Annotated in this window: 18 protein-coding genes; 12 read left to right on the top strand and 6 right to left on the bottom strand. The window is 38.6% G+C overall.

The features are described 5' to 3' along the window. Positions 1-9: 9 nt before the first annotated feature. On the bottom strand, positions 10-1,254 hold the full coding sequence (rocD, locus tag ZA05_RS15705) for an ornithine--oxo-acid transaminase (RefSeq protein ID WP_053992642.1): 1,245 nt from the start codon (positions 1,252-1,254) through the stop codon (positions 10-12). Positions 1,255-1,389: 135 nt separating this feature from the next. Between rocD and rlmD the strand changes: the two genes are divergently transcribed. From rlmD to ZA05_RS15685, 4 genes are all read left to right on the top strand, one after another. After that, the gene (rlmD, locus tag ZA05_RS15700) at positions 1,390-2,805 is read left to right on the top strand and encodes a 23S rRNA (uracil(1939)-C(5))-methyltransferase RlmD (protein ID WP_053992641.1); all 1,416 of its coding nucleotides are present in this window, start codon (positions 1,390-1,392) and stop codon (positions 2,803-2,805) included. A 34-nt stretch (positions 2,806-2,839) separates the two neighbouring features. Continuing rightward, positions 2,840-3,373 (top strand): DUF6452 family protein, encoded by a 534-nt coding sequence (locus ZA05_RS15695; protein ID WP_053992640.1) that lies wholly within the window; start codon positions 2,840-2,842, stop codon positions 3,371-3,373. Continuing rightward, positions 3,339-4,085: a DUF6048 family protein gene (locus ZA05_RS15690; RefSeq protein WP_053992639.1), complete on the top strand. Its 747-nt coding sequence runs from the start codon at positions 3,339-3,341 to the stop codon at positions 4,083-4,085. Before ZA05_RS15695 ends, ZA05_RS15690 begins: the two co-directional genes overlap by 35 nt. A 181-nt stretch (positions 4,086-4,266) precedes the next feature. After that, a complete protein-coding gene (locus ZA05_RS15685) occupies positions 4,267-4,800 on the top strand; it encodes a YSC84-related protein (RefSeq protein WP_053992638.1) in 534 nt (177 codons plus the stop codon). Positions 4,801-4,858: 58 nt separating this feature from the next. Here the strand turns inward: ZA05_RS15685 and ZA05_RS15680 are convergent, their stop codons facing one another. Continuing rightward, a complete protein-coding gene (locus ZA05_RS15680) occupies positions 4,859-6,016 on the bottom strand; it encodes a class I SAM-dependent RNA methyltransferase (protein WP_053992637.1) in 1,158 nt (385 codons plus the stop codon). Positions 6,017-6,139: 123 nt separating this feature from the next. On the opposite strand from ZA05_RS15680, the gene ZA05_RS15675 reads away from it, so the two are divergent. The 3 genes from ZA05_RS15675 to ZA05_RS15665 are packed head-to-tail and all read left to right on the top strand — an operon-like array spanning position 6,140 to position 8,019. Further along, complete coding sequence (locus ZA05_RS15675) at positions 6,140-6,871, top strand: bifunctional 2-polyprenyl-6-hydroxyphenol methylase/3-demethylubiquinol 3-O-methyltransferase UbiG (RefSeq protein ID WP_053992636.1); 732 nt, start codon at positions 6,140-6,142, stop codon at positions 6,869-6,871. A gap of 18 nt (positions 6,872-6,889) precedes the next feature. Beyond that, positions 6,890-7,564 carry a ZIP family metal transporter gene (locus ZA05_RS15670; RefSeq protein WP_053992635.1) on the top strand — a complete coding sequence of 225 codons (675 nt, stop codon included), beginning with the start codon at positions 6,890-6,892 and terminating at the stop codon, positions 7,562-7,564. Between the two features lie 23 nt (positions 7,565-7,587). Continuing rightward, complete coding sequence (locus ZA05_RS15665; protein ID WP_053992634.1) at positions 7,588-8,019, top strand: DUF4268 domain-containing protein; 432 nt, start codon at positions 7,588-7,590, stop codon at positions 8,017-8,019. A gap of 7 nt (positions 8,020-8,026) precedes the next feature. Here the strand turns inward: ZA05_RS15665 and ZA05_RS15660 are convergent, their stop codons facing one another. From ZA05_RS15660 to ZA05_RS15645, 4 genes are all read right to left on the bottom strand, one after another. Then, on the bottom strand, positions 8,027-8,653 hold the full coding sequence (locus tag ZA05_RS15660) for a hemolysin III family protein (RefSeq protein ID WP_053992633.1): 627 nt from the start codon (positions 8,651-8,653) through the stop codon (positions 8,027-8,029). A gap of 9 nt (positions 8,654-8,662) precedes the next feature. Continuing rightward, positions 8,663-9,340 (bottom strand): DUF4294 domain-containing protein, encoded by a 678-nt coding sequence (locus ZA05_RS15655; protein ID WP_053992632.1) that lies wholly within the window; start codon positions 9,338-9,340, stop codon positions 8,663-8,665. 210 nt (positions 9,341-9,550) lie between these two features. Next, on the bottom strand, positions 9,551-13,201 hold the full coding sequence (locus tag ZA05_RS15650; RefSeq protein WP_053992631.1) for a M1 family aminopeptidase: 3,651 nt from the start codon (positions 13,199-13,201) through the stop codon (positions 9,551-9,553). A 44-nt stretch (positions 13,202-13,245) separates the two neighbouring features. Further along, positions 13,246-14,133: an ABC transporter ATP-binding protein gene (locus tag ZA05_RS15645; RefSeq protein WP_053992630.1), complete on the bottom strand. Its 888-nt coding sequence runs from the start codon at positions 14,131-14,133 to the stop codon at positions 13,246-13,248. Positions 14,134-14,268: 135 nt separating this feature from the next. Here ZA05_RS15645 and ZA05_RS15640 point away from each other — a divergent pair, with 135 nt between their 5' ends. From ZA05_RS15640 to ZA05_RS15620, 5 genes are read left to right on the top strand one after another with little or no spacing between them, the layout of a single operon-like run. After that, entirely contained in the window at positions 14,269-15,357 is a 1,089-nt protein-coding gene (locus ZA05_RS15640) for a M42 family metallopeptidase (RefSeq protein WP_053992629.1), read from the top strand. A gap of 40 nt (positions 15,358-15,397) precedes the next feature. Next, a complete protein-coding gene (locus ZA05_RS15635) occupies positions 15,398-15,955 on the top strand; it encodes an NUDIX domain-containing protein (protein ID WP_053992628.1) in 558 nt (185 codons plus the stop codon). Then, positions 15,955-16,632 carry a PrsW family intramembrane metalloprotease gene (locus tag ZA05_RS15630; RefSeq protein WP_053992627.1) on the top strand — a complete coding sequence of 226 codons (678 nt, stop codon included), beginning with the start codon at positions 15,955-15,957 and terminating at the stop codon, positions 16,630-16,632. Before ZA05_RS15635 ends, ZA05_RS15630 begins: the two co-directional genes overlap by 1 nt. A 38-nt stretch (positions 16,633-16,670) precedes the next feature. Continuing rightward, positions 16,671-18,590 carry a DUF294 nucleotidyltransferase-like domain-containing protein gene (locus ZA05_RS15625; protein ID WP_053992626.1) on the top strand — a complete coding sequence of 640 codons (1,920 nt, stop codon included), beginning with the start codon at positions 16,671-16,673 and terminating at the stop codon, positions 18,588-18,590. 7 nt (positions 18,591-18,597) lie between these two features. After that, positions 18,598-19,284 carry a PolC-type DNA polymerase III gene (locus ZA05_RS15620; protein ID WP_053992625.1) on the top strand — a complete coding sequence of 229 codons (687 nt, stop codon included), beginning with the start codon at positions 18,598-18,600 and terminating at the stop codon, positions 19,282-19,284. Positions 19,285-19,349: the final 65 nt, after the last annotated feature.

The raw sequence follows: 19,349 nt of genomic DNA, 5'->3' as shown, positions 1-19,349 counted from the left end.
TTTATAGATTTAGGCTTCAAATTGCTTTAAGGTTTTTACGATTATATTGACACAATCCAACAATTGCGCTTCAGTCATAACCAAAGGTGGCGCAAAACGAATGATGTTACCATGGGTTGGTTTTGCCAATAATCCATTATCGCGCAATGCCAAACAGATATTCCAAGCCGTATCACTGTCTTCGTCATCGTTAATTACAATGGCATTCAACAAACCTTTACCTCTCACCAAACTTACCAGTTCACTGCTTGCAATGTACTTGTTCATTTCACTTCTAAACAATTGCCCCAATTGTTCTGCATTATGAGCCAATTGTTCCTCTTGAATCACTTCCAGAGCTGCTACGGCAACAGCCGCTGCAACAGGGTTCCCTCCAAAGGTGCTTCCGTGATTTCCGGGATGGATAACCCCCATTACAGTATCATTAGCTAACACCGCGCTTACTGGATAGGCACCTCCACTCAAGGCTTTCCCTAATATTAACACATCTGGTTTTACATTTTCATGGTCTACCGCCAACAGTTTTCCTGTACGGGCAATTCCTGTTTGCACTTCGTCTGCAATAAACAGTACATTGTATTGCTCGCATAACGCTTTGGCTTTAGCCAAGTACCCTTGGGTTGGCACATACACCCCTGCTTCTCCTTGGATAGGCTCTACCAAAAATCCAGCTACGTTTGGATTGTTTTTTAAAGTCTCTTCCAAAGCGTTTAAATTGTCATAAGCAATCTTGATAAAGCCTTTGGTATAAGGTCCAAAATTTTCACGTGCTACAGGATCGTTGGAAAAAGAGATGATTGTAGTTGTGCGTCCATGAAAATTGTTCTCACAAACCACAATTTCGGCTTCATTTTCATGAATCCCTTTTACTTCATAGGCCCATTTTCTACATAATTTCAACGCTGTTTCTACAGCCTCTGCTCCTGTATTCATGGGAAGCAATTTATCAAACCCAAAATACTCACAGGCAAACTTTTCATATTTCCCCAATACATCATTGTAAAAGGCCCTTGAAGTCAAGGTTAATGTTTTTGCTTGCTCCACCATGGCCCCTACAATTTTTGGGTGACAATGCCCTTGGTTAACTGCAGAATAGGCCGATAAAAAATCATAATACTGTTTCCCTTCAACATCCCAAACATGCACTCCTTCACCTCTACTCAAAACCACAGGAAGTGGATGGTAATTGTGAGCTCCATATTTGTTTTCTAATTCAATTGCTTTTTGGGACGTCATTTGGTCTAAAACCGCCATTTTATTTACTTTTAATTAAAACATTTGCAATTCCTTCTTTCAGGAGAGAAATCATCCATATTTGTAGTGCCCGCAAATTACTAAATCTTGTCCGATTTTTAGAAATTTTACCGGCATTTATTCTATTTTTGCCACATGTCAAGAAGAAACAAAAAACAGGTATTTACCAACGTTGAAGTGATAGATGCCGGGGCCAAGGGCAAATTGGTTGCCAAAGCGCCAGACGGTAAAGTAATTTTTTTGTCGAATGCCGTACCAGGTGATGTAGTAGACATTCAAACCCACAAGAAGCGTAAAGCTTATTATGAGGGCAAAGCCATAGCCTTTCATAAACTTTCAGAAAAACGGACAGAACCCAAATGTGAGCATTTTGGCGTTTGCGGAGGCTGTAAATGGCAGGATATGGATTACCAATACCAATTGGAATACAAGCACAAAGAGGTTGAAAACAACCTGAGACGCATTGGCCATATAGAACTTCCGGAAGTCACTCCTATTTTAGGGTCTTCCGAGCAGTATTTCTACCGTAACAAAATGGAGTTTTCCTTCAGTGACAGTAGATGGCTTACACAGGAAGAGATCCAATCGGGTGAAGATTTTGGAGATAAAAATGCCTTGGGTTTCCATATTCCAGGTATGTGGGATAAGATTTTGGACGTTAAGAAATGTTGGTTGCAGGGCGATCCTTCCAATGCCATCCGTAATGAGGTAAAGTCCTTTGCCATTGCCAATGGCATGGAATTTTTTAACACTCGTAACCAAGCTGGATTTTTGCGTTCCTTAATGATTCGTACTTCCACAACGGGAGACCTTATGGTAATGATTCAATTCTTTAAGGAAGATAAAGCGAAACGAAAATTGTTGTTGGATCATTTGGCAGCAACCTTCCCTGAAATTTCCTCTTTGCAATACGTGATCAACGAAAAAGCTAATGACACTATCTATGACCAAGAGGTGGTTTGCTACAAAGGCGAGGATCATATTTTTGAACAAATGGAAGACCTAAAGTTCAAAATAAACGCAAAGTCCTTTTATCAAACCAATTCCAAGCAGGCTTACGAGCTTTATAAAATTGCCCGTGATTTTGCCGACCTTAAAGGAGACGAGCTAGTTTACGATTTATATACAGGAACGGGTACCATTGCACAATTTGTGGCCAAAAAGGCCAAAAAGGTTGTAGGTGTAGAAGCGGTACCTGACGCCATAACCGCTGCCAAGGAAAATGCACAATTTAATGGTATTGATAACGTTGATTTCTTTGTGGGCGATATGAAAAATGTTTTCAACGATGCGTTCATCAGTCAACATGGCCATCCAGATGTGATTATTACCGATCCGCCTCGTGACGGGATGCATAAAGATGTGGTACAGCAAATATTGAACATTGCTCCAGAAAAGGTAGTGTACGTAAGCTGTAACAGTGCCACGCAAGCAAGAGATTTGGCGCTTATGGATGAAACCTATAAAGTAATCAAGGTACAGGCGGTAGATATGTTCCCGCAGACCTACCATGTAGAAAATGTTGTACTTTTAGAACGTCGAAATAAATAGGACACCCTAATTCTGCTAATCAGAACATCTAACTATGGTAAGATATTTAAAAATTGTATGTCCGCTTTTAGCCATCCTGGGATACCTTGTTTTAGGTTGTGAAAAAGATGATATATGTGCCGAAACCACAGCTACCACTCCTCATTTAATTATTCGGTTTTATGACGTAAACAATCCAACTAGTACCCTTTCAGCTAGAATGCTTACAGTAAAGGGTGAAGGTCTAGAAGAAGAAATTGTTTCCAGTACAACTACAGATTCGATTCTGTTACCATTAAATTTTCAAGAAGAAGGCATGACTGCTATTTCTAGATTTGAATTAAAAATAGACACCGATTACGATAGTGACACTGACGAAAGCACTGCTTCCAACACCGATATTATAGAAGTTAACTATACTCCAGAATTTGTTTACGTTTCAAGAGCCTGCGGCTATAAAAGCACCTTTGCCGGAACCGAAATAGATGTAGACGAAACCAACGATGAGGACATTTGGATCATTAACGCCGTAACAGTAAACACAACCATAGAAAATGAAACAGCAGCACACATCAACATTTATCATTAAAATATTGGTATTGCTGTTGTTCCCTTTATTAGCAACAGCTCAACAGGAAAAAGACTCTATTGGCAGCGACACCTTAGTTTACAAACAAAAATACGGTCTACGTATTGGAGCCGATATTAGTAAACCCATCCGCAGTTTGATTGATGAGGACTATTCCGGATTTGAAATTATGGGCGATTACCGTTTAACCCAAAAATTGTATTTGGCGGGTGAAATAGGGACCGAAGAAAAAAACACCATTACCGATTTTCTGGATGTCACAACCAAAGGAGGCTATTTTAAGGCTGGAGTAGATTACAATATGTACACCAATTGGCTGGACATGCAAAACATGATCTATGCGGGTTTTAGAGTAGGTGCCAGTACCTTCAGTCAAACTGTAAACAGCTATACGATTTACAACCCCGATCAATACTGGAACAATCAATATAATTCTTCCGTATCCCAAGAACACAGTGGCCTTACTGCCATTTGGGGTGAACTTATTATTGGTATAAAAGCAGAAACCTTAAAAAACCTTTTTGTAGGCATCAATGCCCAGCTAAAAGGACGTATTACCGAAACCGAACCTGGAAACTTTGAGAACATCTACATTCCTGGGTTTAACAGAACCTATGACAGTGGTGCCTTCGGGATGGGGTTTGGCTACTCGGTTTCGTATTTAATTCCTATTTTCAAAAAAGACAAAAAAGTAGTGCAAGAAGAGGAATAAGCAATGCTTCAACTCAAAATATTAGTTTGTTTAAGAGGGTCCTTTGGGGCCCTCTTTCAATTTCCTATTATTTCATTTTTAACAAAAGTTACCATTACAAAAATTTAAAACACTGCTTAACAGGTGTTTACTTTAAAATTCATTATCTTTAATCTTCAATTTTTAACAAAACACCATCATTATGAAACAGTTAAAAAAAATAGTTTTCGTTTTTGTACTTAGCATGTTTGCCATATCTGCCTATTCTCAAACTGAGAAAGACAGAAAAATTATTATCGATGCAGAAAAGGCTAAAGTTGAAATGTTGGAACACTCTCCAGATTTAAAGAAGTATTTTGACAAATCTGCGGGTTATGCTATTTTCCCAAATGTTGGTAAAGGAGGGCTTATAGTTGGCGGGGCTTCTGGAAATGGCGTATTGTATGTGTCTGGTGTGGCACAAGGAATGGCCAGTTTGAAAGAAATTAATGTCGGTGCCCAAATTGGAGGACAGGCGCTTATTGAAATCATCTTTTTTGAAACTGCCAGTGCTCTTGATGAATTCAAGAAAGGGGACTTTAAGTTTGATGCCGGCATCTCTGCAACAGCCTTAACCATGGGGCAATCCCTGGATGCCAAATACACCGATGGCGTAGCTGTGTTTACCCACACCAAGGGGGGCTTAATGGCCGAGGTGTCTGTTGGGGGACAAATATTCAACTATAAGGGATTTTAGAAAAATTATAATATCATAAAAAAAAAGCGTTTCAGTTTTGAAACGCTTTTTTTAATCTTTAGGACATGTACTTCCCTTTTTTACTGCCTTCGTACATGACATATTTCACCAATTTAGATTCCAATTTAGCATTGTACAATTGAATTTTTCTGGATGGTCGTAGGCCTACGAATTTCAAGGCATCCAAATTAGAAGTAATAAACCAAGCATCGGTTCCTGGATAACCTTGTTTTAGGGTATCCCCTATTGCTTTATAAAAACTTTCCATTTCTATATCCAAACGCTCACCATATGGAGGATTGAACAACATGTGCAATTTCTCGGTTCCTGCCTTTTGCGTTTTAAAGAAATCTTCGTGTTTTATGGTTATAAACTCTTCCAAGTGCGCATTTTTCACATTGTCCTTGGCTTTGTTCACTGCACTTGGCGATTTATCGTAGCCAATTATTTTATGGTGAAAATCCCGTGTCTTTTTCAACAGGGATTCTTCAATGGTTTCAAATAAATCGACATCCCAATCCTGCCAGCGTTCAAAAGCAAATTCCTTTCGCATTAGGTTTGGCGGAATGTTACAGGCTATCATGGCTGCCTCAATTAAAATGGTACCACTACCACACATGGGATCCATCAAATCGGATTGTCCATCCCATCCGGACAACATTACCAAACCTGCGGCAAGGACTTCGTTAATTGGCGCAATATTGGTAGCGGTCTTATATCCTCTCCTATGTAAGGATTCCCCCGAAGTATCCAAGGAAATGGTACATTGCTGACGATCGATATGCACATTGATTTTTAGATCCGGAAACCGTAAATCCACACTAGGACGATGCCCTGTAGTGTTTCTAAATTTGTCTACAATGGCATCCTTGGTTTTAAGAGCAATGTACTTGGAATGGGTAAACATTTTGGAGTGTACAGTGGCATCAATGGCCAAAGATCCCGTGGATTTCATATAATTCTCCCATGGCATTTGGTACACTTTATCATACAAATCCTGCTCGCTCACCACACGGAACGACTTAATGGGTTTCAATATTTTAATGGCTGTTCGCAAGGCCAGATTTGCTTTGTACATAAAGCCCTTGTCCCCAACAAAACTTACGTTTCTCACCCCCGGTTTTACTTCCTGTGCTCCAAGTTGGGTCAATTCCTTAGCCAACAATTCTTCAAAGCCAAATAAGGTCTTGGCAACCATCTTAAAATTATTCTCCATAGTTTACTCCAAATAGATTGCAAAAATAAAGTATTTTTGTGGCACATAACAGCATTATGTAAATAGGTTGAACCTACAATCAACCAAGGCAACATCAAATGTTCCTTTTCTCTTGAAATATTTATGATAAAAGACACAACACAATGGTATAAATCATGGTTTGACACACCTTTTTACCATATACTCTATAAAGACAGAAACCAACATGAAGCACAGCGCTTTATGGACAACCTTAGCAAGTACCTTAACCTTACCCCGGACTCCAAAATTCTGGATCTCGCCTGTGGACGGGGACGGCACTCCAAGTACTTAAATTCGTTGGGGTATGATGTTACGGGTGTGGACCTTTCTGAGAACAGCATAGCCCATGCCAAGCAATTTGAAACCGAAAAGCTTCATTTTAAGGTTCATGATATGTGTTCACCTTGTGAGGAAGAATTTGATGCCGTATTAAATCTTTTTACAAGTTTTGGATATTTCGACAATGACGAAAACAACCTCGCTACCATAAAAGCCATAAAGCATAATTTAAACACCTATGGTTTGGGAGTAATTGACTTTATGAACAAGGATTTTGTTGTTTCGAACCTTGTCCCAGAAGAAACCAAAACCATGGAAGGTATAGACTTTCACCTTAAGCGTTACCTAAAAGACGGTTATGTTTTCAAGGATATTTCATTTTCATATGAAGGACAAGAGTATAAGTTCCAAGAACGTGTAAAAGCTCTTTCTTTGGAAGATTTTGAATCGCTTTTTGAAAAAGCAGATGTATATCTACTGGATGTTTTTGGAGATTACAATTTGCGAAAATTCTACAAAGCATCTTCGGAACGTTTAATTATGATTTTTAAATAATTGTATCTTGGTGGTATGATGTATCAATATCTTTTGCCTTTTATTGCCGTACTATTTGGTATTGCCTTCGTTATTCTTACAAAAAAAAGTAACACTCTAAATACAAAGCTGCTATTGGCCTTCAGCGGTGCCTTTTTGCTGGCATTGACCCTTTTTGAATTGCTCCCAGAAGTCTACGAGCATTTGGAGGCCAAACAAACAGGCCTCTTTATCATGTTTGGGATTTTATTTCAAGTCATTCTGGAATTCTTCTCCAAAGGTGCCGAACACGGGCATGTGCATGTACACAAACATGAACAGAGCTTTCCTTGGGCCTTGTTTGTAAGTTTGTGTATCCATAGTTTTTTTGAAGGGTTTCCAATCCACGAACACAATGATATGGTATACGGTATTTTAGTGCATAAAATCCCCGTAGCCACAGTCATAACTGGTTTTCTACTGCATGCCAACTTTAGCAATATGCAAATAATTGCGTTTCTTTCCATATTCGCCATTATGACACCATTAGGTACTTGGTTGTCCCAAAGTTGGGAAGTTATCGCTGAGTATATCACCATGATCAATGCAGTTGTGATTGGTATCTTTTTCCATATTTCAACCACAATTTTGTTTGAAAGTGACGAAGGCCACAAATTTAGTGTTACCAAACTATTGGCTATCTTGTTTGGGATTGCCATTGCCTATATGATTTAAGAATTCAAAATACTTTCTAATACATGTTCAGTAAAGAAGAATCTAGGTTGTTACGACAAGAGTTTTGGACCAGTTTCGGAAAATCATTTCCAAGAAAATGGATTTTATACGATACCAAGATCAAGGAGTTTAGTTTTAAATTTCATTTCGACACCAAAAAAGCACTGGTTGCACTGGATGTTGAGGGCGATTTAGAAAACAGGATCACTTATTGGGGCCAATTGGAATCCTTAAAAACTATTTTGTTGGAAGACTATTTGCCTGAAGCTATTTTTGAAGAAGACCATGTCCTTGAAAATGGTAAAGAAATCTCAAGGATTTATGTGCCATTGGAACAAAAAGTTTCCATTCACAATAAAAATTCATGGCAGGATGTAATGGTATTTTTCAATACTACAATGGATCGATTTGAAACGTTTTTTGAAGATTTCCAAGATGTTATCAAGCAAGATTGATTCCTTATTAAATCACATAGAAGAAAATCATAAAGAAATGGCTAATGGCACCGGCCAACACAAACAAGTGCCAGATTACATGATTGTAGGGTATGCGATCGATGGCATAAAAAATAATGCCCAAAGTGTAAAAAAGTCCGCCGGCAAACAATAAGGTAATACCCCCAGCAGACATCTGTTCTGTAAGTGCAGAAAAGTCAAAGACAATCAACCAGCCCATTACCAAATAAAGGATAACCGAGAAGACTTCAAATCGGCCGGTAAAGAACAGCTTTAAGAACACCCCAAAAGCAGCAATCCCCCAAACCACCCAAAACAAAGGCCATCCTAGGCTATTTGGCAAGGCAATTAACAACACAGGCGTATAGGTTCCTGCTATGAGGAAATAAATACTTATATGGTCCATTATCCGGAAATAATGCTTCTTCTGCTCTTCCCTGATTCCATGATAAAAGGCGGAAGCCAAAAACAAGACGATAATAGAAATACCGTAGATAATCACGCTAAACAATCCCCAAGGGATATTGGAACTGCAAAACAGTATCAACAAAACAAGGCCCACAATTCCTAACACCGCCCCCAAGGCATGGCTACTGGCATTTAGCTGTTCTTCAAGCTGGGTTTGTTTGCGCATGGAGACATTCTAATTTTTGACATTGGTTAAGGTCCACTTGTCTGTTAAATCATAATAATCAAAGTCTATAGCAGGTTCTTGACGAAGCAGCTGTCCGTTTTGGAAGGCTCTTTCCAGAATGTCTTCAATTAAATAATCTTCCTTCACATTCATAGGGTCGAACTCTTCTTTTAAAGAAATATCAAACAGCCTAGCCGTATTTTGAAACCAGAAGGCTCGCCAGCTGTTACGAAGATCCTTTATCAAATCGAAAGCGGTACTTCCCGTTTGCCGATGGATAAGTTTCACTAAAATTTGCCCTTCGGTTCGAGTCAGTTTTTTAAGTTCTGCCGAAAATTCATCCTCAATATAATGCTGGACCATTTTGGCATATTTCTTTTTCGCTCGGTTGTTTTCCAGCTTACCAATACGCTCGTTAAGGGTTACCAATCGCTCTGCAGCCAATTTGGCATAGGGATATACTTTTATGGTTTTTCGCTTAAGAATTAAATAGCGTTTCCGGGCTTCTTGGTCATCAAACTTTAATTTATGAAGCAAAATGACTTCATGCAAGTCTATGGCCGTACGTGGAATAGAATCTCCTTCCACAATAATATAATCCACTTGTGTAGAATCTTGTTCAACAGGTTCCTCTTGCGCCCATATGGCCAAGGGACAAATAACCAATATGTAGCAAAGCCACTTCATAGACAATTTTTAAATCCAAAATTATTCCAAATATAAAAGAAACCTCAGATTCTCAAAGGAGATTTCCAATTGGAATAACTTTTAGATATCAAGGTAAAATTAATCAATTACAATCTCTAAAACCTTAAAATACTATTAATATTATACCTCCATTCCTTTATTGATTCCATAAAAAAAGCCTTAAGAATCACTTATGGCTTTTTTAGTTTACTACAGCTTCTGCCTATTGTCGTTACTATTTGTATCAATTAACTTATTGTAAGGATCCACACCTACTTCTACAGGTTTTTGATCCACGATAATCGAAATATGATTATCTATTTTGGTTATTTTTTGCTTTTCCAGATACAGCTCGGTTTCCTTTTTAACACCTTCAACTTCTTCTTCTCCAAAAATTCCTATATCTATATAATCGGCCAATAGAACTGAATATTCAGGGTTTTTCATTGTTTCCGATTGGTACTGTATAGAATCCTTCCCGTTATCGGAAAAGAAGCGTTTTCCCTTTTCGTCATTTCTATATTTGCTCACCTGAAAGTGGATATCAACCTTATATTTTCCATTTTCCAACTCCGTAGAAGTTACATCGGCTACTCTATTTTCATAAAGTGTAATGGTTTCAAACATATCTTTGATCACATATTGCAAACTGTCTGGAGTTACCTCTCTGATAAAATCCACCATTTCCACCGAAGTGGTATAAGGTGCTTCTTGAAACTTCACCTTATCTACATAAGCTTTCAAGGCATTATTCAATTTTTCTTCCCCTATATAATCACTCAAGGCATAAAATACCAGGGACCCTTTTTGGTAACGGATGTAGGTTTGGCCATCATTGTACATTAACGGCTTTTCGCGTTTGGACTCAAAGGTTCTTTGGGTTAAATAATCGTCTAAAGCCTCTTTTAAAAATTTGCGCATTTGGCTCTTACCCTGTTGGTGTTCCAAAACTTTTAGCGATACATATTCCGATAAACTTTCAGACAACATGGTAGCTCCCAACACATCGGCACCAATCACTTGATGTGCCCACCATTGATGCGCCACTTCGTGAACAGTGATGGCAAATGGATAATCTACCCCACCATCTTCGGTTTCATCCACATCGGCAATAAAACCAACCCCTTCCGAAAAAGGAATGGTATTAGGGAACGATTGGGCAAAGCTTCCTCCTGTTCTAGGGAATTCAATAATACGCAACTGTTTATGCTGGTAAGGGCCAAAATTTTTGCTGTTATAATCCAAAGAGGCCTTCATTCCTGCCATCATGCGGTCCAAATTGTACTCATGCCCCTTGTGGTAATAAATTTCCAAGTTGACATCGTTCCACTTGTCTTTCTTCACTTCATACTTGGCAGAATTAAAAGCATAAAAATTCAAGGTTTTACTGTCCATTTTGTAATGGAAAAAACGGCGACCATTTTCGGTCCATTCCTTTTGTAAATATCCTGGAGCAATCGCTATCTGGTCTTCCGAAGTACTCACGGTAGCCTCAAAATCTACCCAATCAGAATCCTTCGCTATATAAGTGTTGCCCAATGCCGTAGAATCTGTTGGCATTGGCTTAAGATCGTTTGGTGGCAAATCGTATTTTTCACGCGTTTTGTTGTCCTGCAACTCTCCTCCATTGTAACCTAAATTTGGAAAAATTTGAAAATTATTGATGAATGTCCCATTATAACGAACTGGGGAATTCTTTTCCAACAAGCTGTTTGGTTTATTTTTTACCGTAAAACTCAACTTAATACTATCTCCCGGCAACAAGGGTTGTTTCAGTTCATAAATATCAAAGTTGTAAATAGTGTCCTCAGATACCAATGTGTTTGGCTTATCAAACTTAAAGGTGCTTGGATAGGCATTATGGTTTACAAAAATGCTATCGATGCTCACATTGGTTTTATTGACCATGATGTACTCCCCTGAAGCATCAAAATCCAGTTGCTTTGGAAAAATGTCTAAATTGGCTTTTACGGCCACAATTCTTGGCTGTGGGATATTCTCATATTTCTTATAGGTTTTCTCCCATTCCACAGTCCTTAGCTCAGACTCTTTTGAAGAAATTCGGGTGTTCAAAACATTATTTTGGTAGTAAATCCGGAATCCAAGAGCCAAAAACCCGATAACAAACACTGAAAGCAGCATCGTCATTTTAGGGGTCAATCGTCTTTTGGCAATTTGGAAACGTTCCTTAAAAGAATCAGGCAAGCCTCTTACCCAAAACAAGGCTGTAAACACTAATAAGATCATTCCGCACATCAACCAATAGAGCTTATAGAGCATATAAAGTCCAAAGGAATCCCCATAACCGTTCATATCGGAATAGGCATAGCCAGGGCCTTGGTTGAACTTAAAAATAGCTTGCTCTACCCCTGCCAAACTTAGAAGTGGAATTCCTATGGATATAACAATCAGCACAAACAATCCTAAATATGGATTTCTCATAAGGGTTTGTACAAACAAAGATAAAAAGGCCCAGATGGCATAGCTGATAAAATTCAATACAAACAGTTCGTACAGATAATGTCCAATTTCAAACTGAAAGTACCCATTGTACATTTGAAACAACATACCAGACAACATCACAATTCCCAACATGACCAACTGCATTTTTAACAGTGCTATAAATTTAGAAATGAACAAGGTCCAGTTAGGGATTGGAGTTACATCAATTAAATCGCCCATTCTGGTAATATTACCTCTATGCACTAATAAACCAGCATATAAAAATGTACAGATGTTTATAGAAATAACAAAGGCTGAGCCACCATTCAGCATTTTCCAGGTGACAGGTAGTGTTGGAGTACCAAAAATATTCCCAATTTCAGAAAGTGCAATCAACACAATGATCAGCCCAACAATTAGAATACTTATAAAGGGCCAGCTTTTCACAATGTATAAAAACTCCATATTGGATAATTTCCAAGTCGTTTTTAAGTTCTGCAGAAAGGAATAATCGAAACTTACCTTAGGTAAATTGATTTTGGTTATACCTCCAAAATTTCGCTTCACAAAGCGCTCTCCTTTATCCTTCTTAAAAGAAATGCTAATAGCGTTTTGGCTAAAAGAGAAAAACCTGTAAACCAATCCAAAAATCACAGAGGCAATCCCCAGCCATAGCAAACGGTTATAGATAATAAGCCCTTTAAAAGGCATATGCCATTCATTCTGTTCGGCAACCGTCCAATACCTCACATAATAATCTGCCGCAGAAGCACCATAGGGATCCAACATTGCGGCCAAAGCCCTGTTATCTGGATCCGATAGCATGCCTTCCATCAATCCTTGAACAAATATCAATAGCACAATGGTAATAAAACCTGCTGCTATATTTCTGGTGAAAGTCACTACGGCAAATACTATAGCTCCAAACAGCAATACATTAGGGAGAATATAGATTAAATAAGCGTATAAATAGGATTGTAAATCGAAGGCTCCAACAAGTTCAGAATTGGTTCCGGGAAACCGGAAACCAATAAACATCCCCAAACCAATCACAAACACAATTCCTGTTACTACCACTATGCTACTAAAAAACTTAGCAAATAAATAATTGGCCTTACTAAATGGGTAGGAATATAGAATGGTATGCATTTCACTTTTGTAGTCCCTATAAATGGAGATACCGATAATAGACGGAAACAAAAAGAAAATAAGAATCGTTAAGGCATTATAGAGATTGAAAATCCCGATAGGAGAATTGACAATTCGGGAAGATCCTGTAGTCACGGTTACACTGTCAAAAATTCCTGCCGAGGCAGAGGCCATAAAAAAGGCCAACACAAAAAATATGGCAGCATAAATATAGGTGGTCGGCTTTGTTAACCAGTACCTCAATTCGTGAGTAAATATTGTAGAAAACATATAAGACTTGTTGCTTTAAAAATGAGACTTTTACTTGTTGATGATTAGGACAGAACAGGTTCGTCTTGTTTCAATGCAATAAAATACACGTCATCCAATTGTGGCTCTGCTGCAACAAAGTCTGGAGCTGGAAGCTCTTCTGAAAATACTCTTATATTTAAGCTATTGTCCTCGTTGTAATTGGAAGAAAGCACATTGTACAATGCTTCCATTTGCTCCAATTCATCACGCTCCACGATTTTAGTCCAAATGTGACCTCGTAAGGATTCCCTTGCTTGAGTTGGTGTAGCTTGTTTTAGAATCTTTCCTCCATTTAGAATAGCCATATCGGTACAAAGTTCTTTAACATCCTCAACAATATGAGTAGAAAAAATAACCGTGCAATTGGTCCCCACTTCCCTTAACACATTTAAAAATCGATGTCTTTCGGCAGGGTCCAAACCAGCGGTAGGCTCATCTACAATTATAAGTTTAGGGTTGTTCAACAACAATTGCGCAATGCCAAAACGCTGTTTCATTCCTCCGGAATAGCCAGCAACATGCTTCTTCCTTACATCATAAAGATTGGTAATCTCCAACACTTCCTGCACCAAGGCTTTTCTTTCTGGCTTGGACGAAACGCCTTTTAAAGTGGCAAAATAATCAAGTAAAGCCTCCGCGGACATTTTAGGATACACCCCAAAAGATTGCGGCAAATATCCCAGCACTTTTCTAAGCGCCATTTTATCCTCCAACACATTGATATCACCAAACATTATGGAGCCAGAATCTGGACTCTGAAGCGTTGCTATGGTTCGCATTAAAGATGACTTTCCAGCCCCGTTTGGTCCCAACAAACCAAACATTCCAGTACCTATTTCAAGGTTTAAATTATCAATGGCCTTTACACCATTTTTATAGGTTTTAGTTAAATCTTTAATGACAAGTTTCATGCGTATTTAATTTAGTTATTACGGTTATGAGGTGATTAGTATAAAAATATATGTTTTTGTTACAAAAAACAGTTTGGCAAAGGTCAAAACTGAATAAATCCTAGTATTTTTACGGAAATATAACAACTAATATCTATGGCAAAAGACAGCTTACTCAATAAAAAATCATTAGAATTTCTAGAAACTTACCTAAACAATGCCGCTCCAACAGGTTACGAATGGGAAGGCCAAAAAATTTGGATGGACTACCTAAAGCCTTATGTAGATGAGTTTATCACCGATACCTACGGAACCGCAGTTGGGGTAATTAACCCAAAAGCCAAATATAAAGTAGTCATTGAAGGCCACGCCGATGAAATTTCTTGGTATGTCAATTACATCACCGACAATGGCTTGATTCATGTTATAAGAAATGGTGGTAGCGATCATCAAATCGCACCTAGTAAAATTGTAAATATCCACACCAAAAAAGGGATTGTAAAAGGAGTGTTCGGTTGGCCCGCCATTCATACCCGTGATAAAGCCAAGGAAGAAACGCCTAAAATTGAAAACATCACCATTGATGTTGGGGCTAAAGACAAGGCCGAAGTAGAAAACATGGGCGTTCACGTTGGATGTGTGATTACCTATCCAGATGAATTTCACATTTTAAACGATGATAAGTTTGTATGCCGTGCCTTGGACAATCGTATGGGAGGTTTTATGATTGCTGAAGTGGCGCGTTTATTAAAAGAAAACAAAAAGGAATTGCCTTTTGGACTATACATTACCAACTCCGTACAGGAAGAAATTGGATTGCGAGGAGCAGAAATGATTACCCAAACCATCAAACCGGATGTGGCTATCGTTACGGATGTAACACACGATACTACAACCCCAATGATCGACAAAAAGAAAGAAGGTCATTTGGAGCTAGGTCTTGGTCCCGTGGTAGCATATGCCCCGGCCGTACAACAGAAATTACGTGATTTAATTACAGATACTGCCGAAGCTAATGAGATTCCTTTCCAAAGATCTGCCTTATCCCGTGCTACCGGAACCGATACCGATGCTTTTGCCTACAGTAATGGCGGTGTAGCCTCGGCACTTATTTCCTTGCCGTTACGCTACATGCACACTACTGTAGAAATGGTTCACAAAGATGATGTTGAAAATGTCATCAAATTGATTTACGAAACCTTATTGCAAATAAAAGACGGAGAAACATTTTCATATTTTAACTAACACATTCCCGCGAAAGCGGGAATCTTGTTTTATAACCAAGATGGACGAACTTATAGATATTGTCACCAAGCAAGGGACACTAACAGGTCAATCCTGTCTCAAATCTGAAATACACGCCAAGGGGCATTACCACAATACAGCCCACCTTTGGCTATACACCAAAAAAGGTGAAATTTTATTGGCGCAACGCAGTTTTGAAAAAGCCATCTGTCCAGGCATGTGGGATGTTTCCGTGGCAGGCCATGTAGATGCAGGAGAAAGCATTGAAGAAGCTGCCATTCGTGAAACCCAAGAAGAATTAAGCCTAAGCTTAAAACATAGCGATTTGTTGAAAATTGGAGTTTTTGAATGTTTTCAATCTTACCCCTCAGGTATTATAGATAATGAATTTCATCACACCTATATAGCCCAATTACAGGTTCCCTTGGAAACTTTAAAGCCTCAACCCGGCGAAGTGGAAGCTTTAAAACTGGTAGATGTAGGCACATTTAAAGAACTTTTAAACAACAGTGGCAACAACGATCATTTTGTCCCCTCCAACCGTGCTTATTACGAAACCGTTTGGGAGGCCATTGTAAATCATAACACCTTGGATTGATGCAACTACTCCTCATGGCCACGGCGCCAGTATTCATAATCATTCTTTACATTTATTTAAAGGACAAATACGAAAAAGAACCCAAACACCTTTTGCTGTTCAGTTTTTTATTGGGAAGTATTGTAAGTATCATCATCACTAGCATCCTGTATTATGGTTTTGATATGATACTTGCACTAAATAATGACTACAGTATTTTAGAGCAGTTTATCAAGGCCTTCTTTGTGGTTGGACTTACGGAAGAATTTAGCAAATACATCATTGTTCGCTACTACGCACAAACCAAAGCAGATTTCAACGAACCTTATGATGGTATCATGTACAGCGTTATGGTATCCATGGGATTCGCTGCTACTGAAAACATCATGTATGTTTTGGAAGGCGGGTATCAAATTGCCCTAATCAGAGCCTTTTCTGCCGTGCCAGCCCATGCAACTTTTGGGATTATCATGGGATACTTCATGGGAAAAGCTAAATTTTCAAACAACCGTATCAAGTTGAATTTGGCAGGCTTGTTCTTTGCCATTCTGTTCCATGGCGCTTACGATTTCTTCCTGTTCATCAATTTTGTGCCTGGCATTGGAATTGGGGCTTTCATCTCTTTGTTATTGGGAATTGTTCTCTCCAGAAAAGCCATTAAAACTCATCAGGAAAATTCTAAATTTAAAGTTCCATAATAAGGATTCCACAGCATTCTTTTTGTTAATTTAGTACTATGAAAAATACCATAGCCGAACGTATAGCCGACTTTTTAAAACGCTTCCCTCCTTTTGATTTGGTAAAAAAATCAGACCTTTTGGATATTGCCAAACAGGTGACTATTACCTACTTGGAAAAGGGAAAGGTTATCTATGAAAAAGACAGCCCCTTACACGATCATTTTTACATCATCCATAAGGGTGCGGTGGTACTGGTGAAGGGTAACTACGGTTCCTCTGAAGTCATTGACAAATTTGACGAAGGAGATGTATTTGGACTAAGGCCGCTGTTTGCTCAGGAAAATTATGCCATCACATCGGTTACCGATGAAGAATCCATTCTTTATGGCATTCCTATTGAGCTGTTCAAGCCCTTGGCGGCCAAAAACAAGAATATTGGAAATTACCTCATCGAAAGCTTTGCTTCCAATACAGAAAACCCATTTACAAAGATTCATCATTTGGAGTTTTTCTCGGAAACTGCAGCCAGTATTGAAACCAACAGCAATCTATTTGAGCTCCAACCCATCAAATACACCAAGAAAATTGTTACGGCAAAACCCAATACCAAAATCAAGACCATTGCAAAAATTATGGATGATCACAATATTGGTTCCGTAATAATTGAAGAAAACGACTTGCCAATTGGGATGATTACCGATAAGGATTTGCGTAAAAAAGTGGTCACAGGACTTCATACCATTAACGAGAGTGCTGCCAAAATTATGAGTAGTCCTGTGTTATGTTACACTAAAAACATTACCATTGCCCAAGCGCAAATCTCCATGATGAAACATCAAGTGGGGTATTTGTGTATTACAGAAGATGGCACCCCTAACAGTAAGATTATCGGCTTGGTTTCTGACCATGATATTGTGCTCTTACAAGGAAATAGTCCTTCGGTGTTGATGAAGGCCATACAGCGTAGCAATAACACCAAAGACCTTAAACGCATTCGGGAAAACATAACCCTACTGCTAAAAGGTTATATCACACAAAACATTCCCCTTACTCATACCAGTAAAATCATTTTTGAACTTAATGACGCTACCATTAAACGCATCATTGAGCGGTGTTTAGAAAAAATGAAGGAAGAACCACCAGTGAAATTTGCATGGATGTCTCTTGGTAGTCAAGGCCGTAAGGAACAGTTACTACAAACCGATCAGGATAATGCACTTATTTTTGAAAATGTAAGTCCCGAACGTTTGGAAGAAGTCAGGGCCTATTTCCTAAAATTGGCAAAAAGAGTCAACAAGCGCTTAAACACGGTTGGGTTTGAATTCTGCAATGCCGATATGATGGCCAAAAATCCTCGATGGTGTTTAAGCCTAGATGAATGGAAAAATCAATTTACCGAGTGGACTACCAATACCGGAAATGATGAAATCTTACTATCATCCATTTTTTTCGATTTTGATATCAGTTATGGAGACGCATCATTAACCAATACCCTAGCTGAGCACACCTTGATGATTACCAAAAACAATTCACTTTTCATGTCAAAACTAGGAGCCAATGCATTGAGAAGTGCTTCGCCTTTGGGCTTCTTCAGACAGTTTTTGGTAGAAAGTGATGGCGAGTACAAAGACTTTTTCGACATTAAAAAGCGTGGCCTTATGCCACTTATTGACGCAGGCAGACTGCTTACCCTAAACTTTCAAATCAAAAACATTACCAACACTGGAGAGCGTTTTGAAAAATTAGCAGAACTCGTCCCGGAAAACAAAGAACTCTTCTTGGCATGTTCCTATTCCTTTAAGGCAATCCTAAAATTTAGGACCAAACATGGCCTCATCAATAACGATGATGGACGCTTTATTAAATTGGAAACCATGACTAAGGAAGAAAAATTAAAATTAAAACGTTGCTTTAAAACCATAAACAACGTGCAGGAATACATCAAAATGCGCTTTAACCTAGGTCACCTTTTATAACCGTGCCATGCTAAATTTCTTCAGACGAAATAAATCCAAGAATACCGAGACTCCTAAGTCCTATTATCCTGAGTATTGGGAACGTTATGAAGCATTGTTTGACAACGAACCTGAATTGGATTTACAAACCAACCGCTTTGTAGTCTTGGATACCGAAACCACAGGATTCGACTATAATTTGGATAGGGTGCTTTGTATTGGTGCCGTGGAAATTGTCAATCGAAAGATTAACGTTTCCAACACCTTTGAAACCTATATTCGTCAGGAACATTTCAACGAAAAAACAGTAAAAATCCATGGTATCCTCAAACACGAACGCATTGTAACCTTTACCGAAGACGAGGCAATACAACAGTTTTTGGAATATGTAGGGAACGCCATTATTGTTGCCCACCATGCCCGTTTTGACATGACCATGATCAACGAAATGCTAAAGAGAAAAGGTCTGCCTGTACTTAAAAATAAAGTGCTTGACACTGTCAACTTATACAGAGCAACACGTATCAAATCAAATTTCATCCAATATGATAAACCCTACACACTGGATGAAATTGCGGAGAACTATATTTTGGATGTTTCCGATAGACATACCGCAGCTGGCGATGCCCTAATTACCGCATTAATTTTCTTAAAAACCACCGCCATTTTATCCAATAAAAAGAAACTAACACTCGCAAAAATGTTCAAACTGTAAAGCTCAAAAATTACAGTTCCGTCAAAAACAACCATTATATATTCCCTATATTTAGCGCTTAAATA

Source organism: Mangrovimonas sp. TPBH4 (genome assembly GCF_001280505.1).
In the GTDB taxonomy this organism is placed as follows: Bacteria; Bacteroidota; Bacteroidia; order Flavobacteriales; family Flavobacteriaceae; genus Mangrovimonas_A.
Note: the sequence above shows the minus strand (reverse complement) of the source record. Positions and strands in the feature narration are given on the sequence as shown.